The 26,911-nt window shown below is 66.3% G+C and carries 21 protein-coding genes and 1 pseudogene; 12 read left to right on the top strand and 10 right to left on the bottom strand.

Annotation, left to right across the window (positions count from 1 at the left end; all coding sequences use genetic code 11):
- Positions 1-80 precede the first annotated feature (80 nt).
- Entirely contained in the window at positions 81-314 is a 234-nt protein-coding gene (locus CXQ91_RS13190) for a DUF3073 domain-containing protein (RefSeq protein ID WP_104174527.1), read from the top strand.
- 283 nt (positions 315-597) lie between these two features.
- On the opposite strand, the pseudogene CXQ91_RS25735 reads toward CXQ91_RS13190, so the two are convergent.
- Positions 598-744 (bottom strand): annotated as a pseudogene (locus CXQ91_RS25735) (alpha/beta fold hydrolase); the annotation flags it as partial.
- Between the two features lie 153 nt (positions 745-897).
- On the opposite strand from CXQ91_RS25735, the gene CXQ91_RS13200 reads away from it, so the two are divergent.
- On the top strand, positions 898-1,692 hold the full coding sequence (locus tag CXQ91_RS13200) for a VOC family protein (RefSeq protein WP_104174528.1): 795 nt from the start codon (positions 898-900) through the stop codon (positions 1,690-1,692).
- Complete coding sequence (locus tag CXQ91_RS13205; protein ID WP_104174377.1) at positions 1,689-2,561, top strand: VOC family protein; 873 nt, start codon at positions 1,689-1,691, stop codon at positions 2,559-2,561. The genes CXQ91_RS13200 and CXQ91_RS13205 overlap by 4 nt, the downstream gene beginning before the upstream one ends.
- Positions 2,562-2,640: 79 nt before the next feature.
- Here the strand turns inward: CXQ91_RS13205 and purM are convergent, their stop codons facing one another.
- From purM to uraD, 5 genes are read right to left on the bottom strand one after another with little or no spacing between them, the layout of a single operon-like run.
- The gene (gene purM / locus CXQ91_RS13210) at positions 2,641-3,810 is read right to left on the bottom strand and encodes a phosphoribosylformylglycinamidine cyclo-ligase (RefSeq protein WP_104174378.1); all 1,170 of its coding nucleotides are present in this window, start codon (positions 3,808-3,810) and stop codon (positions 2,641-2,643) included.
- Positions 3,807-5,471, bottom strand: a complete 1,665-nt coding sequence (gene purF / locus CXQ91_RS13215; protein ID WP_104174379.1) for an amidophosphoribosyltransferase — start codon at positions 5,469-5,471, stop codon at positions 3,807-3,809. The genes purM and purF overlap by 4 nt, the downstream gene beginning before the upstream one ends.
- A gap of 47 nt (positions 5,472-5,518) precedes the next feature.
- Positions 5,519-5,869 carry a hypothetical protein gene (locus CXQ91_RS13220; protein WP_104174380.1) on the bottom strand — a complete coding sequence of 117 codons (351 nt, stop codon included), beginning with the start codon at positions 5,867-5,869 and terminating at the stop codon, positions 5,519-5,521.
- A gap of 34 nt (positions 5,870-5,903) precedes the next feature.
- A complete protein-coding gene (gene uraH, locus CXQ91_RS13225) occupies positions 5,904-6,245 on the bottom strand; it encodes a hydroxyisourate hydrolase (protein WP_104174381.1) in 342 nt (113 codons plus the stop codon).
- Positions 6,242-6,739 carry a 2-oxo-4-hydroxy-4-carboxy-5-ureidoimidazoline decarboxylase gene (uraD, locus tag CXQ91_RS13230; RefSeq protein WP_104174382.1) on the bottom strand — a complete coding sequence of 166 codons (498 nt, stop codon included), beginning with the start codon at positions 6,737-6,739 and terminating at the stop codon, positions 6,242-6,244. Before uraD ends, uraH begins: the two co-directional genes overlap by 4 nt.
- Before the next feature lie 284 nt (positions 6,740-7,023).
- Here uraD and CXQ91_RS13235 point away from each other — a divergent pair, with 284 nt between their 5' ends.
- The 3 genes from CXQ91_RS13235 to CXQ91_RS13245 all read left to right on the top strand — a co-directional run bounded on the left by CXQ91_RS13235 (position 7,024) and on the right by CXQ91_RS13245 (position 11,214).
- Positions 7,024-8,307 carry a GAF domain-containing sensor histidine kinase gene (locus CXQ91_RS13235; protein ID WP_104174383.1) on the top strand — a complete coding sequence of 428 codons (1,284 nt, stop codon included), beginning with the start codon at positions 7,024-7,026 and terminating at the stop codon, positions 8,305-8,307.
- Complete coding sequence (opgC, locus tag CXQ91_RS13240) at positions 8,294-10,810, top strand: OpgC domain-containing protein (RefSeq protein ID WP_104174384.1); 2,517 nt, start codon at positions 8,294-8,296, stop codon at positions 10,808-10,810. Before CXQ91_RS13235 ends, opgC begins: the two co-directional genes overlap by 14 nt.
- 164 nt (positions 10,811-10,974) lie before the next feature.
- Positions 10,975-11,214, top strand: a complete 240-nt coding sequence (locus tag CXQ91_RS13245) for a hypothetical protein (RefSeq protein ID WP_104174385.1) — start codon at positions 10,975-10,977, stop codon at positions 11,212-11,214.
- 77 nt (positions 11,215-11,291) lie between these two features.
- Here CXQ91_RS13245 and CXQ91_RS13250 read toward each other — a convergent pair whose 3' ends face one another.
- From CXQ91_RS13250 to CXQ91_RS13260, 3 genes are all read right to left on the bottom strand, one after another.
- On the bottom strand, positions 11,292-12,101 hold the full coding sequence (locus tag CXQ91_RS13250; protein WP_104174529.1) for an IclR family transcriptional regulator: 810 nt from the start codon (positions 12,099-12,101) through the stop codon (positions 11,292-11,294).
- Positions 12,102-12,189: 88 nt separating this feature from the next.
- Positions 12,190-13,446 carry an aminopeptidase P family protein gene (locus CXQ91_RS13255; protein ID WP_104174386.1) on the bottom strand — a complete coding sequence of 419 codons (1,257 nt, stop codon included), beginning with the start codon at positions 13,444-13,446 and terminating at the stop codon, positions 12,190-12,192.
- Between the two features lie 128 nt (positions 13,447-13,574).
- Positions 13,575-14,975: an MFS transporter gene (locus CXQ91_RS13260; protein WP_104174387.1), complete on the bottom strand. Its 1,401-nt coding sequence runs from the start codon at positions 14,973-14,975 to the stop codon at positions 13,575-13,577.
- 434 nt (positions 14,976-15,409) lie between these two features.
- Between CXQ91_RS13260 and betA the strand changes: the two genes are divergently transcribed.
- From betA to CXQ91_RS13290, 6 genes are all read left to right on the top strand, one after another.
- Positions 15,410-17,137, top strand: coding sequence for a choline dehydrogenase (gene betA / locus CXQ91_RS13265; RefSeq protein ID WP_104174388.1), 1,728 nt, complete (start codon positions 15,410-15,412; stop codon positions 17,135-17,137).
- Between the two features lie 9 nt (positions 17,138-17,146).
- Positions 17,147-18,697, top strand: coding sequence for an aldehyde dehydrogenase family protein (locus tag CXQ91_RS13270; RefSeq protein ID WP_219816523.1), 1,551 nt, complete (start codon positions 17,147-17,149; stop codon positions 18,695-18,697).
- A 175-nt stretch (positions 18,698-18,872) separates the two neighbouring features.
- Positions 18,873-20,474: an APC family permease gene (locus CXQ91_RS13275; protein WP_258073966.1), complete on the top strand. Its 1,602-nt coding sequence runs from the start codon at positions 18,873-18,875 to the stop codon at positions 20,472-20,474.
- Positions 20,475-20,594: 120 nt separating this feature from the next.
- Complete coding sequence (locus CXQ91_RS13280) at positions 20,595-21,734, top strand: S-(hydroxymethyl)mycothiol dehydrogenase (RefSeq protein ID WP_104174389.1); 1,140 nt, start codon at positions 20,595-20,597, stop codon at positions 21,732-21,734.
- Positions 21,731-22,351, top strand: a complete 621-nt coding sequence (locus tag CXQ91_RS13285; protein ID WP_104174390.1) for an MBL fold metallo-hydrolase — start codon at positions 21,731-21,733, stop codon at positions 22,349-22,351. Before CXQ91_RS13280 ends, CXQ91_RS13285 begins: the two co-directional genes overlap by 4 nt.
- Positions 22,348-24,672, top strand: coding sequence for an FdhF/YdeP family oxidoreductase (locus CXQ91_RS13290; RefSeq protein WP_104174391.1), 2,325 nt, complete (start codon positions 22,348-22,350; stop codon positions 24,670-24,672). Before CXQ91_RS13285 ends, CXQ91_RS13290 begins: the two co-directional genes overlap by 4 nt.
- On the opposite strand, the gene CXQ91_RS13295 is transcribed toward CXQ91_RS13290, so the two are convergent.
- Positions 24,669-26,825 (bottom strand): glycogen debranching N-terminal domain-containing protein, encoded by a 2,157-nt coding sequence (locus CXQ91_RS13295; protein ID WP_104174392.1) that lies wholly within the window; start codon positions 26,823-26,825, stop codon positions 24,669-24,671. The two genes, CXQ91_RS13290 and CXQ91_RS13295, sit on opposite strands and share 4 nt — an antisense overlap.
- Positions 26,826-26,911: the final 86 nt, after the last annotated feature.

Consider the following 26,911-nt stretch of genomic DNA (forward strand, 5'->3'; position numbering starts at 1 on the left):
ACAAATTGACCAAACATTCCGGGGCCTCACTAACGCCAATGGTGACCACCTCCGGTCCGAGTACAAAAGGGGGTCACGCCATGGGGCGCGGCCGTCAAAAGGCAAAAGCTACCAAGCAGGCTCGGGATATTAAGTACTATTCCCCGAACACTGACTACTCTGCTCTTCAGCGTGAGCTCAAGAGCTCAGAGGGTCGTGCACCGAGCCGTTTCTCGAGTGAGCCGGTTGAGCCGGATTATTCGGCTTATGTGGACAAGTACGCGGATGATTTGGAAGAAGACGACGACGAGGTAGACACCCGTCGAATCGGCTAGTTGTCGCCCGCTGAACCTGCCGTAAGGCAATCAGCGGCGTGCCGCCGTCGTACTTTTCACCACAGTGTCCCGTACGACACTTCGGCTCTTCTTTTCCGGCACCCCGTGTGCTGACTTCAGTTATCAGGCCCGTCAGGGCATGCCGGCTTCCGGTGTGCCCTGACGGGCCTTTCTGCTGTTCCCGCCGGGTGGGTCGAGCGCGCCGTAGTGGCATGAGCGTCCAGGGCGGGCCGGCGGCGGCACCCACCACGGCCTCAAGCACGCCTGCCGTCTCGTCCGCCATGTCCGAGTAGTGGAAATCGGCATAGGTATCCACGGTATAACCGTGACCCCGCCGGTCGAAGGCGACGATGCGGAAACGCTCCGACAGGCCCGGGCCGATGCTGTTGAGCAGATCGTCGCTGTTACCGAGGCCGCCGTGCAGCAGCAGAAGCGGCTCGCCATTGCCGCCGCGGTCACATGCCGGTCGATGGTAGCGGGGGCGATGTTGTCAGCCGTGTTGTCAGTGCTGGAGCCCCGTACTAGGTTGATCGTGGGCTGTTCCATAGACTGGTCCACCGGCGGTCGAAGGGGATTGATTTCCATGCCAGAAGTTGAGAGCTACAAGCAGGGCACGCCGTGTTGGGCGGACCTCTCTGCGAGCGGCATCGAGGCGGCCAAGGAGTTCTACTCGCAGCTGTTCGGCTGGGAGCTGGACGCAATGCCCGCAGGGCCGGACATGACGTACTACATGGCCCGGCTGCAGGGCCGCTACGTTGCCGGAATGATGCAGCAGATGCCGGACATGGCGTCCGCCGGGTTGCCGTCCTACTGGGCCAGCTACCTTGCCGTGGACAATGCCGACGAAGCGGCCGCGAAGGTCGCAGAGGCAGGCGGAACCCTGCTGTATCCCGTGGATGATGTGGAGAACGGCAGCGGGAGGATGTTCTTCGCAGCGGATCCCACCGGCGCCCAGGTGGGCTTCTGGCAGGCCGGGTCCCACATCGGGTCCGGGCTGGTGGACGAACCCGGCGCCCCGGTCTGGAGCGAGCTGCAGACAAGCGACGTCCCGCAGGCCATCCGGTTCTACGAGGCCGTGACCGGATGCACCACGGAGACCGCACCCGCCGGCGAGCTCAGCGAATACACCAACTTCATGGTGGATGGGAAGCCCGTGGCCGGGGCCTTGAGGCAGCCCATGGGAGGGGTGCCGTCTTTCTGGATGATCTACTTCAAAGTCGAGGATGTGGACCTTGCCGCGGCCCGGGCGGCCGACCTCGGCGGGCAGGTCCATGTGCCCGGGTTCGATGTCCCGGGGGTGGGCAGGCTGGCCGTACTGACGGACGCCAACGGAGCCGCCTTCAGCATCATGGCTGCCGAAAGCGCGGGCACACGATGACCGGGCGCACCACCTTCAACGCCGGCGAGATCTGCTGGACGGACCTGCAGACCAAGGATGTGGAGGCCGCCAAGGCGTTCTACGCCGCGGTTTTCGGCTGGCGCTACGAGGACCTCCCCACGCCGGACGGGCGGAGCTACGCTAAGGCGTTCCTGGGCGATGACCTGGTCACCGTCATTGCACCCCAGAATCCCCATCAGGAAGCCTCCGGAACAGCCGCAAAGTGGAACATCTACTTTGCTGCCGCTGATGCTGGGGCCATTGTGGAAGAGACCCCGCACGCGGGCGGCTCCGTGGAGTTCGGCCCGGAAGAGGTGGAGGACACGGGTGTGATGGTGTTCCTGGCGCCGCCCGGCGGCGGCACCACCGGAGTGTGGCAGCCGGGAACGCATACCGGATCCGCAAGGTACAACGAGCCCGGCGCCCTTGCATGGGCGGAGTTGCTGACACCAGAGCCCCAGGCCGCCGTCGCCTTCTTCCAGCAACTGTTCGGGCATGAGGTCACCGAATACCCGCAGGACGACGGCGGAACGTACACCACGCTGATGGTGGACGGCGCGGAAGTAGCGGGGATCGCACCGCTGCCGCAGGATGACGCCGACGAGGACGAAGCGGGGTTCTGGGGTGCGGAGCCGGAGTACCCCGCCGGTGACGGGGACGAAGCGGAGCCTGAGGAGCGGGCGCTGCAGACAGGCTGGCAGGTGTACTTTGGCGTCTCCAGCGTCGCGGAGGCCGTGGCAGCAGCGGTGGCTGGGGGTGCCGTCGTCCTGATCGAACCGGAGGCTGACGGCAGCGACGACCAGGAAGCCGGAAGCGTGGCCACCCTGCAGGATCCGCAGGGTGGTGTGTTCAGCGTGCTGGAGGTCTAAACACGTCGAGTGCTCCGCAACTGCCGTTATGGACCTGCTAAACGGCGGTTGCGGAGCACTCGATGTGGTTTAGGAACCCTTAGGCGTAGGCGTTCACCAGTCGGACTGCGCCGCCGTCAACACCCTTGGCGCCCTGGACGTAGTCCGGACCGGTCTTGACGATTGCGTCCGAGTTCTGTTCCACCGTGCCCATGACCCAGGACGGCAGCCCGCGGTCGTTGAGGCGGTTCACGGCGGCGTCGGCAGCTTCGGGGGAGACGATTGCCACCATGCCCACGCCGAGGTTCAGCGTGCGCTCAAGGTCTGCCAGCGGGACGTTGCCCAGTTCCGAGACCAGCTTGAAGATGGCGGGCAGTTCCCACGTGGCGCGGTCCACCGTGGCGATGAGGCCCTGCGGGAGGACACGGGCCAGGTTGGCTGCGAGGCCCCCGCCGGTGACGTGGCTGAAGCCGTGGACGGCCTTGCCGGCTGCGGAGCCGTTCACCGGGAAGGTGCGGGCCAGGTCCAGGCAGTCGGCTGCGTAGACGCGGGTGGGCTCGAGCAATTCCTCGCCCAGCGTGCGTCCGAGTTCGGAAACCTGGCGGTCCAGGGCCCAGCCGGCGTGGTTGATGACGCGGCGGACCAGGGAGTAGCCGTTGGAGTGCAGGCCGGAGGAGGCCATGCCGATCACCACGTCGCCGGCGCGGACACGGTCCGGGCCCAGCAGTTCTGACGCTTCAACAACGCCGGTGGCAGCACCCGCGACGTCGTATTCGTGCTCGCCCAGCAGGCCCGGGTGCTCGGCGGTTTCGCCGCCCACCAGGGCGGTACCGGCCACGGAGCAGGCTGCTGCAATGCCGCGGACGATGTCCGCGATGCGCTCGGGAACAACCTTGCCGCACGCGATGTAGTCGGTCATGTAGAGCGGCTCGGCGCCTACCACCACGATGTCGTCCACCACCATGCCCACGAGGTCGAACCCGATGGTGTCATGGATGTCCATGGCCTGGGCGATGGCCACCTTGGTGCCCACGCCGTCCGTGGATGTGGCCAGCAGGGGGCGCTTGAAGGTGAGGAGCTTCGAGACGTCGTAGAGGCCGGCGAAGCCGCCCACGCCGCCGATCACCGAGGAATTGTGGGTGGCCTTGACGGCGTCCTTCATCAGTTCAACGGCGCGGTCTCCCGCTTCGACGTCTACGCCGGCAGAGGCGTACGTGATGCCGCGGGCTGTCTCTGAGGAGTTACCGGCGGCGGGTGATGCGGAAGTCATACGGACTCTTTCTTGTCAGAGGTCAGACGGTCAGCGTCGGTCAGCAGGTTCTCGAACTCGGCGTCCGGTCCCGGATCGCAGCCCGTGGCACCGGGCTTGCCGGCCGGGTCCTCGTCAGCGTCAACAGCTACGGCTGCACCAGCCGGAGCGGCGGCGGATCCTGCAGCGGCGGATCCTGCAGCGGGCAGGCCGCCGAGGTCCGTGCGCTCCAGCAGGTTCTTGCCGAGCTTGTCCGCGCCGGGCAGCTCGATGGGGTACTGGCCGGTGAAGCAGGCAGTGCAGAGACGTTCGCGCGGCTGCCGCGTGGCGTCGATCATGCCGTCTTCGGAAATGTAGGCGAGCGAGTCGGCGCCGATGGCCTGGGAGATTTCCTCGATGGTGGCGCCGTTGGCGATCAGCTCCGCGCGGGAGGCGAAGTCGATGCCGTAGAAGCAGGGCCACTGCACGGGCGGGGAGGAGATCTTCACATGCACGGAGGCGGCGCCGGCCTCGCGGAGCATCCGGACGATTGCGCGCTGGGTGTTGCCGCGGACGATCGAGTCATCCACCACCACAACGCGCTTGCCGCGGATGACGGACTCGAGGGCGTTCAGCTTGAGCCGGATGCCCAGCTGGCGCAGCGTCTGCGACGGCTGGATGAACGTGCGGCCCACATAGGAGTTCTTGACGAAGCCGTGCGCGAAGGGGATGCCGGATTCCTCTGCGTAGCCAACGGCCGCGGGGGTGCCGGACTCGGGGACCGGGATGACGATGTCCGCTTCCTGGGTGTTTTCGCGGGCCAGCTGGCGGCCCATCTCCACGCGGGATTCGTACACGGAGCGTCCCGCGATGGCGGCGTCCGGACGGGCGAGGTAGACGTATTCGAAAACGCAACCGGCCGGCGTCGGCTCTGCAAAGCGCTGGGACCGCACGCCGTCTTCGTCGATGGCGATGAACTCGCCGGGTTCGATTTCACGGATGAAGCTGGCACCAACAGTGGCCAGGGCCGACTGCTCGGAGGCAACAACCCAGCCGCGCTCGAGCCGGCCGAGGACCAGCGGGCGGATGCCGTAGGTGTCACGCGCAGCGTAGAGGGTGCCTTCGTCCATAAAGACGAAGCAGAAGCCGCCCTTGATCTTGGGCAGCAGCTCAATGGCGGTCTGTTCGAGGGACTTGCCCTCTTCGCCCTCCAGCAGTGCCGTGACCAGGGCGGTGTCCGACGTGTTGCCCTGCTTCATTTCGCCGCTGAGCTGGCCGCCGTTGCGCTCAATGATCATGGCGTTGAGCTCTGCGGTGTTGGTGAGGTTGCCGTTGTGGGCCAAAGCCACGGTGCCCGTGGCGGTGGCGCCAAGCGTGGGCTGGGCGTTCGCCCAGTGGCTGGCGCCGGTAGTGGAATAGCGGCAGTGGCCGACGGCCAGGTGCCCGGTCAGGGTGTTCAGCGTGGTCTCGTCGAAGACCTGGGATACGAGGCCCATGTCCTTATAGACGTTGATCCGCTTGCCGTCGCTGGTTGCTATGCCAGCCGACTCCTGACCGCGGTGCTGCAATGCATACAGCCCGTAATAGGTGAGTTTTGCTACTTCTTCACCTGGTGCCCAGACCCCAAAGACGCCACAAGCGTCCTGAGGGCCTTTTTCGCCAGGGAGAAGATCATGAGAAAGTTTTCCATCGCCACGTGCCACTGGTCGATTATCTCACGTGATGGGGTAGGACTTTTCCGGGCGCCCGTTTATGACTGACTGCCGGCCGTGGTGCCGTTGCCGGCGCCGTCGGCCGGATCGCTGCCGGGCCCGGTCTCCGGGACGGCTTCGACGACGGCGTGTTCGGTGCGCCGGACGCTGAGCCGGTCCAGCAGGAGCGCGACAATGGCGCCCAGAATCACGCCGCTGGCGCCGAAAAGAACCAGGAAGAAGCCGAAGACGGAGCTGGGTTCGTAATTCGGGTCCCCGGGCAGCGCAAACGCGATGACCGCCGCCACGATGATGCCCACGAGGCCGCCCAGTATGAGGAACGGCACGTATTTGGGCGCCCGGCGGACGGTGATTTCGCGCCGCTCGGCGGGGGTGTCTTCAGAAGCCATGCCTTCTAGCCTACTGCCCGGGGATTTGGTTGGGTTAGCTGCCGCGGTACGTCGAGTAGGCGAACGGGCTCAGGAGCAGCGGCACATGGTAGTGCTCGCCGGCGTCGGACACGGAGAACACCAGGTCCACCTCCGGGAAGAAGGTGGCCGTGCCCAGGCCCTCGTAGTAGGCCCCCGTGGCGAAGTTCAACCGGTACGTCCCGGCGGGGAGGAGCTCCGGACCGAGGTCCTTCGCCCTGCCGTCGGCATCGGTGGCGCCGGAAGCAACGAGGGCCCAGCCGCCGCCGTCGCGCGCGTAAAGCCCGACGGCGACGCCGGCGGCCGGACGCCCGGCCCCGGTGTCCAGGATGTGGGTGGTCACCTGTGAAACGGTCATTCGCTGATCACTCCTTCGAGCCGGAGCAGGGCGATTTCGCGCAGCTGCTGGGCCACTATGGCGTCTTCTTGGTCGGGGGTGTGGGTAAGCCGTTCGTGGAGCGCGGCCAGGATTTCCGGGGCCGTGCGTCCTGCGGCGCGAATCAGGAAGACCCGGCCGAACTTCTCCTCGTAGGCGCGGTTCCCCTCGGCCAGTGCCGTGGCCACGTCCGTGTCCGCCGGATCCACCCCGGCCTGCTCCGAACGGGACATGGATGCCTCGGTGGTGGCGGACGTGGGCCGTTCCCCGATCCGCGGGTGGTGCGCCATTGCGGACTCCACCTCGTCCGGAGTGAAGGGGGCGGCGGCGTCGCGGGCGAAGTCCAGCAGGGCCTGGCTGCTGGCGAACGGGCGGGCGTCCGCGATCTGGTCCACCCAGCGCTGGACATCAATGCAGGGGCGAAGTGCCGCGGTGACTTCCGCGCGGTCCGCCCCGTTGAATACGGCAAGCTGCATGCTTGTTCATCCCTCGTGCAAATGCTGGCATCCATGGCGTCGGCTATGCGGAAAAGGGAGTGCCCCGCTGCAGTTGTGCGCTGTGGCTCCATACTGGCCGCAACAGCTGCGCTGCATTCCGCATCATGGAACTGTTATTTCAGCATGCGTAATAGTCAACCGGAGCTTCAGTGCCGGTGTCAAGAGATTACCGCACCCCGGATGGAAGCCACCGGCTCCGCTAGACTCCTGCTGGGGGGACCGCGGCGCCTCGGCCGGCTGTCCTGAACTGGGGAAGGACCTTAATGGCTCATACCGACGCCCTCAGTTTTCCTGATGCTGACCTGAAACGTCGTTCAGTGCTCGCGGAGTACGGGCTGCTTCCTGATGGTCCGGATTCGGTAGCTGCCGCGAAGGTGCCCGACGCCCCCGACGTCAGTCCCAGCGCCAGCGCCGCGCGGGCCCTGAATTTCCTGGTGGACCTTGCCGCCAAGCTCTGCGGTGTGCCCTTCAGCGTGGTCAACATCATCACCCCCGAACAGCGGGTCCAGCTGGCAGCGGCGGGGCTGGAACCCGGACTGTGCGCACGTGAGGACTCGATGTGTGCCAAGGTTTTCCAGCAGGGCCGCACCACCGTCGTGCCGGATGCCGCAGCCGATCCGAGATTCGCGGACAACCCCTTTGTGACCGGCGAAATGGCGCGCGTCCGCTTCTACGCCTCCGCGCCGCTGCAGACCGGTTCGGGTTTCGCGCTGGGCTCCTTGTGCGTGTTCTCCGATGTGCCGGCCGGAATCTCCGCCGAACAGATCGCCATGCTGGATGTCCTGGCGGCGCAGGTCGTGGAAGTGCTGGAACTGCAGCACCGGACGGTGCAGCTCCACCAGGCCCTGGCAGAACTGGAGCGCAGCAACCGCAAGCTCGCCGAATTCGCCGGCCGGGTCAGCCATGACCTGCGCATCCCGCTGACCACCATCCTGGGCTATGTGGAACTCAGCGAGGAGGACGCGGACATCAGCCCGGGCGGGCCCGCCGCTGAGTACCTTCAGCGCATCGGCGGCAGTGGGCGTCGGATGCTCGGCATGCTGGACGATGTCCTCAGTTACTCCCAGGTGGGCGGCACACTGCGCCGGCACTCCGTGCCGCTCCGGGCTGCCGTGGCTGAGGCGGTCAGCGACCTGGGCGGAGAGTTCGGCGTCACTGCGGCGGTGGCATGCGAGGACGCGGACGTGCTGGCCGATCCGGCGCAGCTGCGTACGCTGCTGCAAAACCTTCTGGGCAATTCCTATGATTACCGCCGCCCCGGGGAGGACCTGAGAATCAGGGTCTCCGGCCTGGCTGATGAACGCGGTGTCACGGTCCGGGTCTCGGACAACGGCAAGGGCATCGCCGCCGCTGACCGCGAAAGGGTCCTTGAACCATTGGTCCGGCTGCACCGCCCCGGCGACGCTCCCGGATCCGGCCTGGGGCTCGCGACGTGCGTGCGGATCGTGACTTCACACGGCGGGGAACTCTCGATCACGGACAGCCCTGGAGGTGGAACGACGGTTTCGGCCCTCTTCCCCGAAGGCGGCCAGGATGGATTTGCCTAGGGCCACACGCAGGGCAATCCTGTTGCTGCTCACCCTTCTGCTTTTCCTGCCGGCTGGAGCCGCGCAGGCCGCGGTGACGGCGCGGGCCGGGATCCCGGCGTCGACCGTTAACGGTGGTGAAGGCCTCGGCGCCTCGCCGGGAAAGCCGCTCCTGGGCGGCGTCCTGGAATGGGGCGAGGATGATGCCGCCGGGTTCGCCGGGCGGCTGCAGGCCACCCCGGCGGTCCTGGGCCACGATGTCTTCTTTCCCATCAAAGGCGCCGAAAAGGGCTACCTGCGGGAGTTTCTGTCCCAGAGTGCCGCCTCGGGTGCCCACGCCCTGATCACGGTCAATCCAACGGTTCCGTTGGCGGCGGTCAACGCGGGTGGCGCCGCTGACTTCGCGGCGCAACTCGAGGAATTGGCGGAGGGTTTCCCCGGAAAGCTGCTGATCCGCTTCGCTCCGGACATGAATTCAAGCTGGGTGTCCTGGGGCCAGCAGCCTGGGGCCTACGTGCCGGCGTACCGCGCCATGGCCCAGGCGTTCGACTCGAAAACCAACGCACTGATGGTGTGGCAGCCGTTCCAGGCGCGGGACTATCCGTTCACCAGGAACCGCAATGCCCCGGCTTCCGGCTCTCCCGGGTTCGCCGCGCTGGACACGAATGCCGACGGCGCCTGGAACGGCTTGGACGCTCCCTACGCCCCGTACTACCCGGGCGACGACGTCGTTGACTGGGCGGGACTGACCACACATCACGATGACACCGGAGGGAAAGCCGCCGTCAACACGCTGCCCGAGGACGGCGAACTGGCCTCGTTGCTGACCGGGACGGCCAGGGGCGCTGCCTCCGTCGGGGACGGCGGTGGAGCTTCCGACGGCGGCGGCGACGCCAACTTCTACGAGTCATATGCCGTCCAGCGGGACAAGCCGCTACTGCTCCAGACAGCCGCGTACTACAGCCCGTCGGCGGGCGGCCCTTCGGAAACCGACATCAAGTCCGGCTGGTGGAATCAGGTGCTGGGCGAGGCCGCACCGGGCAAACTGGAGCGGATTGCCGCCGTCGTCTGGGACGAGAAAACGGACGTTGGGGACGCCGGCAACACCATCATTGACTGGCGACTCACCCGGAATGCCGCCGTGGCGGCTGCCGCCGGCGAGGCGGTCAGGGAATCGACGCTCGTTACCGGGCCGGTCACCAGGACGGTAGAGGGCCTGGCCGGGTCATCCGGCAACGCGCTGGCCGGCGTTCCGGCGGGGATCGCGGCAGCGGCGCTGCTGCTCGGAGCGATCCTGCTGTGGCTGGTGCCGGTGCGCCTGCGCTCAGCCAAGCGATGGACGTACTCGGACAAGTCCTCGCGCGATTCCCGGGTGGACCTGATGCGCGGGCTGGCCATCCTGTTCGTGGTGGTGAACCACGTGGGCATGACGTCGCTCTTTCAGCTGTTCACCCAGGAAGCCATCGGCTTTGTGTCCGGCGCCGAGCTGTTCGTGCTGCTGTCCGGGCTGGTGCTGGGAATGGTCTACGGGCCCAAAGCCCAGGACCGCATTGGTGAAGTGGCGCAAAAGACCGGCCGGCGGGCCGGCAAGCTGTATGTCACGGCGCTCGCCGTTGTGGTCCTGGTGTTCGTCATCAGCCTCATCCCGGCGCTCAACTCGGAGGCGCTGACCACCTTCACGGACCAGGGCACCGGAGGCGCAGGCAGGTCGGGCGCGGGCCGGACCTACGACCTGTACACGGGCATGCAGGGCCTGCTGCAGTTCCCGGTGTCCGGGGCTGTCATTCCGGCGGTCCTGCTCCTGCAGTTCGGCCCGTGGCAGTTCAACGTGATGGGCCTCTATGTCATCATGCTCCTGGTCAGCCCGCTGATCCTGCTGGCGCTGGCCCGCGGCAAGGTGCTGTGGGTGCTGGCGGCCACCACCGCCCTGTACATCGCCGGCACGGTGTTCCGCTTCAGGCTCCTGCCGTCGCAGTTCGAGGATTCCTTCCCGCTGCTGGTGTGGCAGGTCCTGTTCGTGCTTGGCCTGGTGGGCGGCTACTACCGGCGGACCATCGTGGCATGGCTGTCCGCGCACCGCTGGGTGGTTGGCGTTTGCGCCGCGATCACCGTGGCCTTCGCACTGATGTCCTGGGCCAACCCATACCTGGCCAACGAGTTCGACGTCCGGCTCGCGCTGACCTCGGACGCGAACTACCGCGCCGTGTACGACCAGTTCTTCGGGCGGACCTACCTCGAACCGGGCCGGCTCCTCAACGTGATCACGCTGCTGGTGACGGCCTACGCGCTCCTGACGGCGTACTGGAAGCCCATCGAACGCGCGGTGGGCTGGTTGCTGATCCCGCTGGGGCAGGCCACGTTGTACGTCTTCGTCATGCACGTGGTGCTGATCGCCGTCGTGGCCAACATTCCGGCGCTGCAGCAGGGGAACGTCTGGCTGAACACGGCTGCCTACGCGGCCATTGTGGCCCTGCTGTGGGTCATGGTCCGGACCAAGTTCATGTTCCGCATCATCCCCACCTGACGCTCTCTCACTTCCGGGCGCCGAATCGCGGACGCTCTCTCACTTCTTACTGGAGAGCCGTGGATATTCATGGCCGCGGGGACGGGCGAACCCGGCCTGGAGAATGTGCGAACCCAGGTCAGCGAGGCCGCCGTCCTGTCCGGAACGACTGGGCCACCACCATCATGGGGATCATCAACCGGTATGTGCAGCTGCCGGCGCAGCCGCCGGGGCCCTGGATTGTTTCGCTGTTCCGCTCCCCTGACCGCTACTGGGAGTTCATGGCGGACGTCGCTGCCGCGGTTGTGTGCGGCCCGGCCATGGAAGCGGCACGGCCCATGAACGCGACGGCGCGATCCGGCTATCGTCCGCGGCCACCATCGTGGTGGGAACGGTTTAGCCACGCTCGCCAGGAACTCAAGTGAGAGAGCTTCGGGGGAAAACCCGCGGGAAGTGGGAGAGCGTCGCCGGAAAACCCGCGGGAAGTGAGAGAGCGTCGGGGTCAGGCCTGCGCCGGAGATGCCCCGCCGAGGCGGGCCGTGACGCGGTCCGCGGCGGCCTTGCAGGACTCCCCGAGGCGCTGCAGCGTGTCCGGGGATACCCGGAAGCGCGGCGCAGGGATGAGGACCGCCGCCACGATGTCGCCGCGGTGATCGAAGACGGGGGCCGCCAGGCCTACTTCGTCCAGTGAGGACTCGCCGTAATTGGTGGCCCAGCCGCGCCGGGCGACGTCGCCCAGCCGGATCAGGTAGGCCTCGAGGCTGGTGTCGTCCAGGCCCGGATAGGCAATTTCGCCGCTCTTGAGCAGCACGCGTACGCGTTCGGCGGGTTCGGCGGCGAGGAAGACCTGGACGGAGGCGCTGAGCGCGTCCTTGTACCGGGCGCCCAGCGGGGTGGTGTGCTTGATCTGGTGGTGGCTGGCGATCTGTTCGACGCACATCGATTCGGACCCGTTCCACACCATGAGCGCGCTGGTTTCGCCGGTCTGCTCGGTGAGTTCGCGCAGGACGGGGTACGCCACACGCCGCTCTTCGAGTTCGGCCAGCAGAGGACCGGCGACGGCGATGAGGCCCAGGCCCAGGCGGAACCTGCGGGTCTCCGGATCGCGCTCCACCAGGTGTTCCTGCTCGAACGTGGCCAGGATGCGGGAAACGGTGCTTTTGTGCAGGCCGACGCGGTTGGCGATCTCCGTGACGCCGAGCAATGGCTCGTCCGCGGTAAAGCTTCGCAGTACTGCGATGGCGTTGACGATGACGGACGTGCCCTTGGCGTCGCCGTTGCTGCTGGTTTCGGGAGCTTCTGCAGAGGTCATGGTGTCCACCATCATTCCGTATGTGAGCCGGAAAGCGGCGCCACGGAGGACGTGGCGCCGCTTCCGGCAGAGGCAGGTTGTGGTGCCGTTATGCCCCGATGATGTTGTACTCCGGACCGAACGGGAACTTGGTGATGTTCTCCGCGCCGTCTTCCCCGACCACCAGGATGTCGTGCTCGCGGTAGCCGCCGGCACCGGGCTGGCCGTCCAGGACTGTGATCATCGGTTCCATCGAAACCACCATGCCGGGCTCAAGGACGGTGTCGATGTCCTCGCGGAGCTCCAGCCCGGCTTCCCGGCCGTAGTAGTGGCTGAGGACGCCGAAGGAGTGCCCGTAGCCGAAGGTGCGGTTGGCCAGGAGGCCGTGTCCCACGTAGATCTCGTTCAGTTCGGCGGCGATGTCCTTGCAGACGGCACCGGGCTTGATGAGTTCGAGGCCGCGCTTGTGGACCTCCACGTTGATGTTCCAGAGTTCCAGCGAGCGGGCATCCGGTTCGCCGTAGAACAGGGTGCGTTCCAGGGCCGTGTAGTAGCCGGAGGTCATGGGGAAGCAGTTCAGCGACAGGATGTCGTGTTCCTGGATCTTGCGGGTGGTGGCCCAGTTGTGCGCGCCGTCCGTATTGATGCCGGACTGGAACCACACCCAGGTGTCACGGATCTCCGAGTCCGGGAACGTGCGGGCGATCTCGTGGACCATGGCCTCGGTTCCGATCAGCGCCACCTCGTATTCGGTGATCCCGGCGGTGATGGCGTTGCGGATGGCCTCGCCGCCCAGGTCGCCGATCCGCGCACCGTGCTTGATGACCTCGATCTCCTCGGTGGACTTGATCATTCGCTGGCGCATGGCGGCCTGGGCCACGTCCACCAGGGTTGCGCCGGAGAAGGCGGCCTGGATCTTGTTGCGGTTGTCCAGCGGGAGCGAGTCATCTTCGACGCCGATCCGGCGGGCGTTGATGCCGCGGGTGCGCAGGACCTCCTGGATGGCGTGGATGTAGTTGTCCCGGCGCCAGTCCGTGTAGACAATGTTGTCGCCGAAGCTGCGGCGCCACGGCATCCCGGCGTCGATGTTGGCCGTGACGGTGACGGTGTCGTCCTTGGTCACCACCATGGCGTAGGAGCGGCCGAAGGTCGTGAAAAGGAAGTCGGAGTAGTACTTGATCGAGTGGTAGCTGGTCAGGGCGACGGCGTCCAGGTCCTTCTCTGCCATGATCCGGCGCAGGCCGGCGAGGCGGCGCTCGAACTCGGTATCGGAGAACGTCAGCTTGACCTTTTCGCCGTTGTGGAGGACCTTCAGGCGGTCCAGCTTGGCGACATTGTTGACGGCCTCGGTTTCGATGGTGGTCATGGGTTCATACCTTTCTTTAGTGCTGAATTGAGTGAGGAAAGTGTGTGGTGCGCCGTGCGGGGGCGTGCTGGGTGTGCCGGGTCCCTGGGCCGCAGGGCCCCTGGGCCGTAAGGACTCGGAATCGCGCGTCATTCCTGCCGGAGTGGCTTCTTCGAGGTCTCGGTGGCGAACAGGACTGCGACCAGGGAGACGACCGATGCCGCCACCAGGTACCAGCCCGGGGCCACCTTGTTCTGGGTCAGGCCGATGAGCAGCGTGGCCATGAACGGGGCTGTGCCGCCGAAGAGTGCGTTGGACAGGTTGAAGCTGACGGCGAACCCGGTGTAGCGGACCCGGGTGGGGAAGAGCTCCGCCAGGAAGCTGGGGAGCGTGCCGTCGTTGAGCGTCAGCATGCCGCCAAGCAGGATCTGGACCAGGACGATGACCAGGAAATTGCCCGTGTCCAGCAGCATGAAGGCCGGGACGGTCAGCACGATGAAGAGCAGTGAAGCGGTGATCAGCATGCGCTTGCGGCCGAACCTGTCCGAAGCGATGCCGGTCAGGAAGATGAAGCCGATGTAGCTTGCCAGGGCGATGGTGGTGGCAAGGAAGGACTCCGCTGCGCCGAAGCCGAGTTCCTCCGAGAGGTACGTGGGCATGTAGCTGAGGATTACGTAGAACCCGACGGCGTTGAGGAGCACGGCGCCGGTGGCAATGATCAGCTGCCTGCGGTAGGTCCGGAACATGGCAAAGACCGGGGTCTTGACGGTGTGGTCCTCGGCAGCCAGGGCCTGGAATGCCGGAGTGTCTTCGAGCTTGGTGCGGATGTAGCGTCCGATGAGGCCCATGGGTGCCGCGAGCAGGAACGGCAGCCGCCAGCCCCACTCATGCAGCTCCCCGGTGGTCAGGACGGTGCTGAGGAGCGCCGCGATCAGCGAACCAAGCAGCAGGCCCGCCGCGGTGCTGGCCGGAACGACGGCGGCATAGAGGCCGCGCTTGTTGGCAGGTGCGTACTCCACCAGGAAGGCGGAGGCGCCGGCGTATTCCCCGGCGGCGGAGAAGCCCTGGACGATCCTGACCAGGAGGAGAAGGATCGGCGCCATCACTCCGATGCTGGCGTATCCCGGGATCAGGGCGATGCAGAACGTGGATACGGACATGATGACGATGGAGAGCGACAGTGCTTTCCGCCGGCCCAGGCGGTCACCGATGTGGCCCCAGACGAATCCGCCGAGGGGGCGGACGAAGAATGAGACCGCGAAGACGCCGAAGGTTGCCAGCAGGGCTGCCTGCCGGTCAGCCTCCGGGAAGAACACTGACGAGATGGTCGCGGCAAGGTAACCGTAGACGGCGTAGTCGAACCATTCGACGAAATTGCCGATGAAGCTGGCAGTGACCACCTTCCGGCGGGTTTCCTTGCTGACGCCGCTGTTGACGCCGCTGTTGGCGTCGCCGTTTTCGTCGCCGTTAGCGTCACCATTGACGCCGCTATGCGACTCCGGGCTGATCCGTCCCGCGAGTGTGGCGGGGGAGGAAGTTTCGTTACTCATGTATCCACCAAAGTGTTTTGGGGTTGCATTCAGTGCAACGCTGTTGCACCAGAGTAGGCGTGACTTGTGACACAGTCAATGCCTTCTTGTTTCCATTTTATGAATTTGGCACGAACGGATTGCATCTGCACGCTGGGTGGCGGGCCAGGATTCACGAAAATTGTTGCATTCAGCGGATTGTGGTTGCAGCAATGAGGTTCGAGGAAAGCTCGCGCGGCAGCTCGCGGTTGTTGCGCTTCTGTGACCTATTGACACCCCCGTGTGACGGCTGTCATATTTTCCAGTACGCGCTATGTGCATCGCGTTGTGTAATACGCAATTCGGCGAGCACCACATCGTCAGGGCGCACTGAGCACGAACCGGCTTCCCGATCAGGGAAAGGGCCGGGCGTTACGGCGCCCGGGTCCGCACGACGTACAAGGAGACTTCGCAGAATGACAGAGACTAGCTACGACTACGTCATCGTGGGTGGGGGAAGCGCGGGTTCCGTGCTTGCCAACCGCCTCAGCGCCGGAGGCACGCGAAGTGTCCTGGTCCTGGAAGCGGGACGCAGCGACTACCCCTGGGATCTGTTCATTCAGATGCCGGCTGCCCTGACCTTCCCCAGCGGCAATCCGTTCTACGACTGGCGCTACCAGTCGGATCCGGAGCCGCACATGGGCGGACGCCGCGTGGCACATGCCCGCGGCAAGGTCCTGGGCGGCTCCAGCTCTATCAACGGCATGATCTTCCAGCGCGGAAACCCGCTGGACTACGAACGCTGGGGAGCCGACGCCGGGATGGATACCTGGGATTTCGCGCATTGCCTCCCGTACTTCAACCGGATGGAAAACGCCCTGGCGGCGGAGCCGGACGATGAGCTCCGCGGCCACTCGGGACCCCTGGTGCTGGAACGCGGCCCCGCCACCAACCCGCTGTTCCAGGCATTCTTCCGGGCGGCCCAGGAAGCCGGCTTCCCGCTGACCGATGACGTGAACGGCTACCGCCAGGAAGGCTTCGCGGCCTTTGACCGGAATATCCACAAGGGCCAGCGGCTCTCCGCGTCCCGCGCCTATCTCCGCCCGGGCTTCAAGCGGCCCAACCTGACGGTCCTCACCCGTGCGCTGGCCACGAAGATCAACTTCAAGGGCAACGTGGCCACGGGCGTCACCTATCGGCGCAACGGCAAGATGCACCAGGTCAACGCCGGCGAGGTGATCCTGTCCGGCGGCGCCATCAACACCCCGCAGCTGCTGCAGCTCTCCGGCGTCGGCGAAGCGAATCACCTCAAGTCGCTGGGCATCAACCCGGTGGTCAACCTCCCCGGCGTCGGCGAGAACCTGCAGGACCACCTCGAGGTCTACATCCAGCACGCCTGCACGCAGCCGGTCTCGATGCAGCCGAACCTGGACCTGTGGCGCTACCCGCTCATCGGCCTCCAGTGGCTCCTGGGCCGGAAGGGGCCGGCCGCCACCAACCACTTCGAAGGCGGCGGGTTCGTCCGCTCCAACGACGACGTCGCGTACCCGAACCTGATGTTCCACTTCCTGCCCGTTGCCGTGCGCTATGACGGTCAGAAGGCGGACGCCAAGCACGGCTACCAGGTGCACATCGGCCCCATGTACTCCGACGCCCGCGGCAGCCTCAAGATTAAGTCCACCGACCCCGCCATGCATCCCTCCATGGTGTTCAACTACCTCTCCACGGAGCAGGACCGCCGCGAATGGGTGGAATCCATCCACATCGCCCGCGACATCCTGGGCCAGTCGGCCATGGGTCCCTTCAACGGCGGGGAGCTTTCGCCCGGCCGGGGCGTCCAGACAGACGCCGAAATCCTGGACTGGGTGGCCCGCGACGCTGAGACGGCGCTGCACCCGTCCTGCACCGCGAAAATGGGGCCGGAATCGGACCCGATGGCCGTGGTGAACCCGCTCGACATGGGCGTGCACGGCATCCAGGGCCTCCGCGTGGTGGATGCCTCGGCCATGCCGTACGTGACCAACGGCAACATCTACGCCCCGGTGATGATGCTGGCCGAAAAGGCCGCCGACCTGATCACCGGCACGGCGCCGCTGCAGCCGCAGCATGCCGAGTTCTACCGCCACGGCATCAGCCCGCTTCAGCGGGATCACGGGGCGCGGGACCAAAGCGCAGCCACCCAACCCGTGGCGACGAAGGGCTGAGGGGGCAAATTGACGATCGATACTGAGCTGCAGCTCGCCCGCGGGGTCTACATCGACGGCGGGTGGTCGCCGTCGTCGGGAAACCGGACCCGCACCATCACCTGCCCGGCCGACGGCACCGAAGTGGCCGTCGTCGCGGAGGGAACGGCGGCGGACGCCGAGGCGGCGGTTGCCAGCGCACGGACGGCGTTCGACGACGGCGAGTGGCCGCGCACGCCGGAACGGGAACGCGGCCGTGTCCTGCAGCGGGTCGCCGAGCTGCTGGAGCGCGACCGGGCCGCCTACGCCAGGGCGGAGGCACTGGACACGGGGAAGAGGTACGTCGAGGCCGAATACGACATCGACGATGTTACGGCCTGCTTCCGCTATTACGCCGGCATCGCGGGCACTGACGCCGGGCGGGTGATCGACACGGGCAACCCCGATGCGATCAGCCGGATCGTGCACATGCCCGTGGGCGTCTGCGGGCTGATCACGCCGTGGAACTATCCGCTCCTGCAGGTCTCCTGGAAGGTGGCGCCCGCACTCCTGGCGGGCAACACCTTCGTCCTGAAGCCCAGCGAGCTGACGCCGTCCACGGCCGTCCTGCTCATGGAGACACTGCGCGAGGCGGGTGTGCCCGCAGGCGTCGCCAACCTGGTCACCGGTACGGGGCCGGAAGTCGGCGGCGTGCTGAGTACGGATCCCCGCGTGGACCTGGTGTCCTTTACCGGCGGCCTGGCCACGGGTAAACGCATCATGGAAGCGGCGGCCGGCACGGTAAAACGTGTTGCCCTGGAGTTGGGCGGGAAGAACCCCAACATTGTGTTTGCCGACGCCGACTGGGAAGCCGCCGTCGACTTCGCCCTGACCGCCATCTTCCTGCACTCCGGCCAGGTCTGTTCCGCCGGGGCACGGCTGATCGTCGAGGAATCCCTCCACGACGAATTCGTGGCCGAAGTGGCGCGCAGGGCCCGGAAAATCCGCCTGGGCGGGCCGTTCGACGAACGGGCTGAGACCGGACCGCTGATTTCCTTCGCGCACCGGGACAAGGTTCACGCCTACGTCCAGGCCGGTGTATCCGAAGGCGCGACGCTTGTCTGCGGGGGGATCATTCCGGACGGCGTGATCCACGGCAGTGTCATCCCTGACGGGCCAAATCTGGCCGCCGGAAGCTACTACCCGCCCACCATCCTCGACGGCTGCAGCAGCACCATGAGCGTGGTGCAGGAGGAGTCCTTCGGTCCCGTGCTGACCGTGGAAACCTTCCGCACCGAGGCCGAGGCCATCCGGCTTGCCAACGACACTGTCTACGGCCTGGCCGGGGCAGTCTGGACCGGCGACGGCTCCCGTGCCCAGCGGGTGGCCCAGGCGCTGCGGCACGGCACCGTCTGGATCAACGACTACCACCCCTACGTCCCGCAGGCCGAATGGGGAGGCTTCGGGCAATCCGGCAACGGACGGGAACTCGGGGCGCTCGGCCTGGCGGAATACCGGGAAACCAAGCACATCTGGCAGAACACCAGGCCCGGTCCCAGCCGCTGGTTCGGCTCGTCGGAACCGGGCCCGACGCCGGGCTAGCGGGGGCACTACCGGCAAGGCACCACCTATGGGGAACCGGTCCGCGCCGGCGGCTCCTGCAAGCACAGCTTTCAACACGCTGGCTTGCAGGCGCCGCTCGACGCCGGCCGTTGATTTCGCCCGCGCCTTCGGGCTGCGGGCCGTCACCATCGTGCTATTCGACTTAGGAGCTCAGATGTTAGAACCCAGCAAGATAGGACCCAGCACAAGCGCTGACGCAAGCGGCATGGACGAATTCGGCTACGCCCAGACCCTGGACCGCAGCATAGGAAAGTTCGCCAGCTTCGCCGCGGGAGTCAGCTACATCTCCATCCTCACCGGTGTTTTCCAACTGTTCTACTTCGGTTTCTCCATGGCCGGACCCGCCTATGCCTGGTCCTGGCCCATCGTCTTCGTCGGCCAGCTGATGGTGGCGCTGTGCTTCGCCGAACTGGCCGGCCGCTACCCGGTGGCCGGCTCGGTCTACAACTGGGCCAAGCGGCTCTCCTCCGGAACATTTGCCTGGCTGGCCGGCTGGCTGCTCCTGCTCTCCTCCATGATGGCGCTCGGAGCCGTGGCCCTGGCCCTGCAGCTCACCCTGCCCCAGATCTGGTCGGGCTTCCAGCTGGTGGGAGACGGCACCGGGCAGTACGACTTCGCGGTCAACGGAGTCCTGCTGGCCAGCATCATGATCGGCGTCTCCACCCTCATCAACGCCTTCGGCGTGAAGCTCATGACCCGGATCAACAGCATCGGCGTGTTCGTGGAACTGGCCGCCGCCGTGCTGCTCATCCTGGCCCTCGGCTGGCACGTGGTCCGCGGTCCTGAAGTCCTCTTCGACACCGCCGGCTTCGGCGACGAGCACCCCCTCGGTTTCTTCGGGGTGTTCCTCATCGGTGCCATGGCCTCCGGCTATGTGATGTACGGCTTCGACACCGCCAGTTCCCTCGGCGAGGAGACGAAGGATCCCAAGCGCACGGCACCCAAAGCCATCCTTCGCGCCGTCACCGCGTCCTTCGTGCTCGGCGGCCTGATCCTCCTCGGCGGGCTGCTGGCCGCACCGGACCTCAGCGACCCCAAGGTTGGCGCTGCCGACGGCGGCCTGCAGTACGTGGTGCTTTCGGTGCTGGGCGGCCCGTTCGGCAAGGCCTTCCTGGTCTGCATCGTGGTGGCGGTCATCGTCTGCACCCTGGCCGTCCACGCTGCCGCAATCCGGATGATGTTCGCCATGGCCCGGGACAACAACCTGCCGTTCAGCCGCCAGCTCAGCAAGGTGGACCCGGTCCGGAAAACCCCGACTGTGGCCGCCATCGTGATCGGCATCCTCGCCGTGATCCCGCTGGTCGTCAACGTCATGCAGCCCGCGATCTTCACCATCCTTTCCAGCATCAGCATCGTCCTGATCTACTTGTCGTACCTGCTGGTCACGGTCCCGATGCTGCGGAAGCGGCTGCTGAAGAAATGGCCGCTGGCGGATGATGACACCGAGCCGGGCTTCTGCCTGGGCAAGTGGGGGATGCCGGTCAACATCCTCGCAGTGCTGTGGGGCGGTGCCATGACGCTCAACCTGGTCTGGCCGCGCCCCGAGATCTACAACTCGGTGCCGCCCTTTGAGTGGTACCTCCAGTGGGGAGGCGTCCTCTTCGTGGGGGCCGTCGTCGTCATCGGTGTCCTGCTGTACCGCCTGAAGATCAGGCACCAGACGGGCGTCCTCGCGGAGCACGCCGCTCCCGCGGCGGATGCTACCGTGGCTGGCGAGCCCGTCACGCGTGATGGAGACCTCGAACCAGCCCGATAGCCATCCCTTTGGGTGCCCCCGGCCATCCCTTTGGGTAGCCGCCAGCGGGCACCGCAGCTTCTAGTATTTGTTAGTCGGATCGGCGATATTCGTCCGATCAACGAAAGGAACACAGGAATCATGGTTCACAAAGTAAAGGCCGTCATAGCCAGGGAAAAGAATGCCCCGGTATCGGTTGAGACCATCCTGGTGCCGGATCCGGGGCCGGGAGAGGCCCTCGTGGACATCCTTACCTGCGGTGTCTGCCACACGGACCTGCACTACAAGCAGGGCGGAATCACTGACGATTTCCCCATCCTGCTGGGCCATGAGGCCACCGGTGTGGTCAGCGCCGTCGGACCGGATGTCACCGAAGTGGCTCCCGGCGACCGCGTGATCCTGAACTGGCGGGCCGTGTGCGGTGAATGCCGCGCCTGCGCCAAGGGCCAGCCGCAGTACTGCTTCAACACGCACAACGCGACGCAGAAAATGACGCTTGAGGACGGCACCGAACTCTCGCCTGCGCTCGGCATCGGCGCCTTCGCCGAGAAAACGCTCGTCGGTGCCGGGCAGTGCACCAAGATTGACGACGACGTCGATCCCGCCGCCGTCGGACTGCTCGGCTGCGGAGTGATGGCAGGCATCGGCGCCGCCATCAACACCGGTGAAGTCAAGCGTGGCGAATCCGTCGCCGTGATCGGCTGCGGCGGTGTTGGCATCGCCGCCATCGCCGGGGCAAAGCTGGCCGGCGCCACGACGATCATCGCGGTCGACATCGACGCCAACAAGATCGAAATGGCCAAGTCCCTCGGCGCCACCCACGGCGTGGACTCCAGCAAGGAGGACCCCATCGAGGCCATCCGGGCACTGACCGGCGGCAACGGTGCCGACGTCGTGATCGAGGCGGTGGGCCGCCCCGAAACGTACAAGCAGGCGTTCTACGCCCGGGACCTCGCCGGCCGCGTGGTGCTGGTGGGCGTTCCGACGCCGGACATGAAGCTCGAGCTGCCGCTGCTGGATGTCTTCGGCCGCGGCGGATCCCTGAAGTCCTCCTGGTACGGCGACTGCCTGCCCTCCCGCGACTTCCCTATGCTGGTGGCGCAGTACAAGTTGGGCAACCTGGACCTGGACGCGTTCGTGACCGAGCGCATCACCATCGACCAGGTGGAAGAGGCCTTCGGCAAGATGCACGAGGGCAAGGTGCTGCGTTCCGTGGTGGAAATCCGCCCGGCCGCCGGGACCGTCACGTCCGCTGAGACTGTCACGGCGGTGTCCGCGTGAGCGTCACCATCGAGAACCTGGTCACCTCGGGGACGTTTTCGCTCGACGGCGGCACCTGGGACGTGGACAACAACGTCTGGATCGTGGGGAACGAGGACGAATGCGTGATCATCGATTCACCGCATGATGCCGCGGCGATCATCAGCCAGGTCCGCGGCCGGAAGGTCCTGGCCATCCTGCTCACGCACGCGCACAACGACCACATCGGCGCCGCGCGTGCCGTGGCGGAGGCCGTGAACGCGCCGGTCTACCTGCATCCTGACGACCTGGTGCTCTGGGAGCAGGTCTACCCGGACGCCAAGCCGGACCGTTACCTCGCCGACGGCGACGTGTTCCAGGTGGGCGGGGCGACACTGCGCGCCCTCCACACGCCGGGCCACTCGCCGGGGTCCACCTGCTTCCACCTCGAGGAGGAAGGCACGGTCTTCACCGGGGACACACTGTTCAACGGCGGACCGGGCGCCACCGGCCGGTCCTACAGCGACTACCCCACCATCCTCACCTCCATCCGCGAACGGCTGCTGACGCTGCCCGCACGGACAGTGGTGCGCACCGGCCACGGCGACGGCACCACCATCGGGGCGGAGCGGGAGACGCTGGCCAGGGTCAGCCAATGAAAGGCGTGCCCCTGAAGTTCGGCAGGCAGCCTGCTCCCGTCGCGGACATCAACGAGGACGAGCTGGAAGTCCATAAGCCGAAGACGCAGGCGGCGGGCGTGAAGGCGGTGATGGTGGCGCTGGAGCGCGCCGTGGCCCAGGCCGGGGTGTCCCGGACGGCCCAGTCGCTACTGCGCCTGAACCAGCGCGGCGGCTTCGACTGCCCCGGCTGTGCGTGGCCCGAATCGGACAAGAAGCGCAAGGTGGCCGAGTTCTGCGAGAACGGCGCCAAGGCGGTGGCGGAGGAGAACACCCTGCGCACGGTCGGGGCGGAGTTCTGGGCGAAGCACTCCATCGCGGAGCTGAGGGGGAAGACCGAGTACTGGCTGGGCAACCAGGGCAGGCTCAGCGAGCCGGTGGTGATCCGCGAAGGCGAAACGCACTACTCGCCGATCTCCTGGGCGGACGCGTTCGAACTCATCGGCGAGCAAATCCGGGCCTCCACGCCGGACCGCTGCGTCTTCTACACCTCGGGGCGCACAGCCAACGAGACGGCGTTTATGTATCAGCTGTTCGCCCGGGCACTGGGCACCAACAACCTGCCGGACTGCTCGAACATGTGCCATGAATCCTCGGGTTCGGCGCTGAATCCGACCATCGGCATCGGCAAGGGGACCGTGTCGCTGGACGACATCCACGACTCCGAGCTCATATTTGTGGTCGGGCAGAACCCGGGTACCAACCATCCCCGGATGCTCTCGGCGCTCAAGGAGTGCAAGGACAAGGGCGGCAAGGTGGTGGCGGTAAACCCGCTGCCCGAAGCCGGCCTGTTCAACTTCAAGGACCCGCAGACCATCTCCGGTGTGGTGGGCGGCGGCACCCCGCTGGCCGATGAATACCTGCAGATCAAGGTCGGCGGGGACCTGGCCCTGTTCCAGGCCCTCGGCCACCTGCTCCTGGCGGAGGAGGAACGGAACCCCGGCACCGTCGTCGACCGCTCCTTCGTCGACGCGCAGACGGACGGCTTCGACGCCTACCGCAACGCCCGCCGGGAACTGGACTGGGACGAGATCGAGAAGGCCACCGGCCTGGCGCGGAAGCAGATCGAGGACGTGGCCGGAATGCTGATCCGGTCCAAGGCCACGATTTTCTGCTGGGCCCTGGGCGTGACGCAGCAGCCGCACTCGGTGGACACCATCAAGGAAATGGTCAACGTCCTGCTCCTGCAGGGCAACTTCGGCAAGCCCGGCGCGGGGGCCTGCCCGGTCCGCGGGCACTCCAACGTCCAGGGCGACCGGACCATGGGCATCTGGGAGAAACCCAAGGAATGGCTGCTCGAAGCCCTTGACAAGGAATTCGGGATCACCTCCCCGCGCGGCCACGGCGTTGACGCAGTGGAGGCCATGGAGGCCTTTGAGCGCGACGACGTGGACGTCTTTGTGTCCATGGGCGGCAACTTCTCGCTGGCCTGCTCCGACACCGAGATGCTGGAGGCCGGGATGCAGCGGATCGGCCTGACCGTGCACGTGTCCACCAAGCCGAACCGCTCCCACGTGGTGCACGGGCGCACCTCGCTCATCCTGCCCACGCTGGGCCGGACGGACAAGGACGACAAACATCCGGGCGGCGCCCAGTTCCTGTCCGTGGAGGATTCCATGTCCGTGGTCCACTCCACCCAGGGCAGGCTCCAGCCGGTCTCCGAGCACCTGCTCGCCGAGCCGGTGATCATCGCCCGGATGGCCGACGCCACCTTCGGCGAGGACCACCCGGTCAACTGGAAGGCCATGGCCGGGGACTACGACGTGGTCCGGGACCACATCTCCCGCGTCATCCCGGGTTTCCAGGACTTCAACGCCAGGGTCCGGACCAGGAACGGCTTTGTGCTGCCCAACCCGCCGCGCGATACCCGGTCCTTCAAGACGGACATCGGCCGCGGCCGCTTCACTGTCAGCCCGCTGGAATACCTGACTCCGCCGGACAGTCACCTGGTGCTCCAGACCATCCGCAGCCACGACCAGTACAACACCACGTTCTACGGCCTCGATGACCGGTACCGCGGGATTTCCGACGGCCGCCGGGTGATCCTGGTCCACCCCGAGGACCTGGCCGGGCTCGGCTTCCAGGACCGGGACCTGGTGGACGTGGTGAGCACCTTCCGGGGGATCGACCGGCAGGCGGACAAGTTCCGGCTGGTGGCCTACCCGACGGCGAAGGGCTGCGCTGCGGCGTACTTCCCCGAGGCCAACGCCCTGGTCCACAAGGAAAACGTCGCCCGCGAATCCAACACCCCCGGCTTCAAGGCGATGTTCGTCCGGTTCGTGCCACACGAGGCTGATGCCTAGTCGTTCTTGTGCATCCTGGCCTTCTGCACCAGGTCGGACATCCAAGGCCGGGTTCCGTGGTGGAGGACCATGCCCTCGGGCAATCCCTGGATGGTCGCCTCGGAGCCGGAAATGTCGATGGTGATCCGGCCGCCGGCCATGGGCGCGTTGGTGATGCGGAGGTCCCCGTAGGATTCCGGGAGCACGGGGTCCATCCAGAGCCCGCCTTCGGAAACGTGGGGGTTGTAGCGCATCAGGTTCGTCACGAGGTAGATCGGTGTGGTCGCCGCCCATGCCTGGGGCGAGCACGCGGTGGGGTAGGGCACGGGAGCGGTGAAGTGCTGCCGGTCGAAGCCGCAGAACAGTTCGGGCAGCCGCCCCTCCGAGTACTCGGCTGCCTCCAGCAGGGCCGTGGAAATCCGCTGCGCCTCCTCCACGAACCCGTAGCGGAGGAGGCCGGCCTGGATGATGGCATTGTCGTGCGGCCAGACCGAGCCGTTGTGGTAGCTGGCAGGATTGTAGGCTCCCATGTCGGTTGCCAGGGTCCGCACTCCCCAGCCGCTGAACATTTCCGGGGACATCAGCCGTTCCACCACCATCGGCGCCTTGTCCTCGTCGATGATGCCGTTCCACAGGCAGTGGCCCATGTTGGACGCGCACGCATCGACCGGACGCTTGTTGCGGTCCAACGCGATGGCGTAATAGCCGCGCTCGGGTAGCCAGAACTGTTCGTTGAACTGCTTCTTCAGCCTGGCCGCGCGGTCCCGGAGGTCGGAGGCCAAAGCCTCGTCACCGGCGTCGTACGCCATCCACGACCGCGCCATATATGCGCCGTAAACGTAACCCTGCACCTCGCACAACGCGATCGGAGCCTCGGCCATGCGGCCATCGGCGAAATTGACGCCGTCCCACGAATCCTTCCAGCCCTGGTTGATCAGGCCCCTTTCGTTGAGGCGCGCGTATTCGACGAACCCGTCGCCGTCGCGGTCCCCGTAGTTCCGGATCCACTCCATCGCCCGGTCTGCATGGGGCAGCAGGGCAGCAATGGTCTCCGCGGCAAAACCCCAGCGGCCCACCTCGCCGAGGACTATCAGGAACAGCGGCGTGGCGTCGACGCTGCCGTAGTAAGCGGATTTTCCGCCCAGCGCCAGCCCGCTGGAAACGTCCAGCCTGACTTCGTGCAGGATCTTGCCGGGCTCCTCCTCGCTCATCAGGTCCACCGCGCTGCCCTGGCGGTCGGCCAGGGTCTGCACCGTGCCCAGGGCGAGGGACGGGTCCACGGGCATCGACATGATCGAGGCAAACAGCGAGTCGCGTCCGAAAAGCGTCATGAACCAGGGCGCGCCGGCTGCCACGACGATCCGCTCCGGGTGCTGCGGATCCTCAATCCGCAGGGCGCCCAGATCGTCGTAACTGCGGCGGATGGTCCGTTCTATGGAGCGGTTTCCCATGTGCAGCACGGGAATCTTGGACACCCAGGCCTGCCTGCGCAGGTCGCGGGGGGACATTTTCCCGCCAGGCGTGTGGGCGAACGGCTCAGCGGGGCCCGTGCCGTCGACCTTGGGCACCACGCTGACCCATGTGTTCCACTCCCCGTGCGGCGGGACGACCATCCGGTAGGTCAGGGCCTCCGCTTCGATGTCGGCGCCACCTGCTTTGACGACGACTCCCTTCCGGACGTCCTGCCAGGCGGCCCGGATGGTCAGCGTGTCACCGTCCGGCTCGCGGCTTTCTTCCCAGCGGCGCTGGATCCGGGCCTCCTTGACCTCGAAGAGGTCCGCGAAATCCGCTTCAACGCTCAGCTCCACCACGCACTCTGCGGCGTCGGACGAGTAGTTCCTGACGGTGATCTCCTCCAGGATTCCCGCACCCACTTCCCGCAGCCGCTCCACGATCAGCGGGCTGTCCGCATACCCGTCCGAACGGGGTACACGGCCGGCAAACCGCGCGCGGTACGGCTCCTTCGTCTCCGCCGCGAGCGGCTCGATGGACTGGCCATTGACCGTCAGGTTCCAGCGGGACAGGATCCGGGTGTCCTCATGGAAAACCCCGTGCGGGTGTTCCGGATGGATGTCCCCGTTGGCCGAAGAGATACAGAACGATGAACCTTCCACCAGCGTGACTGTTCCGGACCCCAGTGGCCCGGCAGCTGTATCCGCGTTCCATCCGGCCATCGCCGACTCCTTCAGTGGATTGACACCGCTGTGGCGGCGCCCGGCCACAAATGTGGCCCCGCCACAATCCAGCGACGCCGCCGCCT

It is taken from the genome of Arthrobacter sp. Y81, from assembly GCF_002929335.1.
GTDB lineage: Bacteria > Actinomycetota > Actinomycetes > Actinomycetales > Micrococcaceae > Arthrobacter.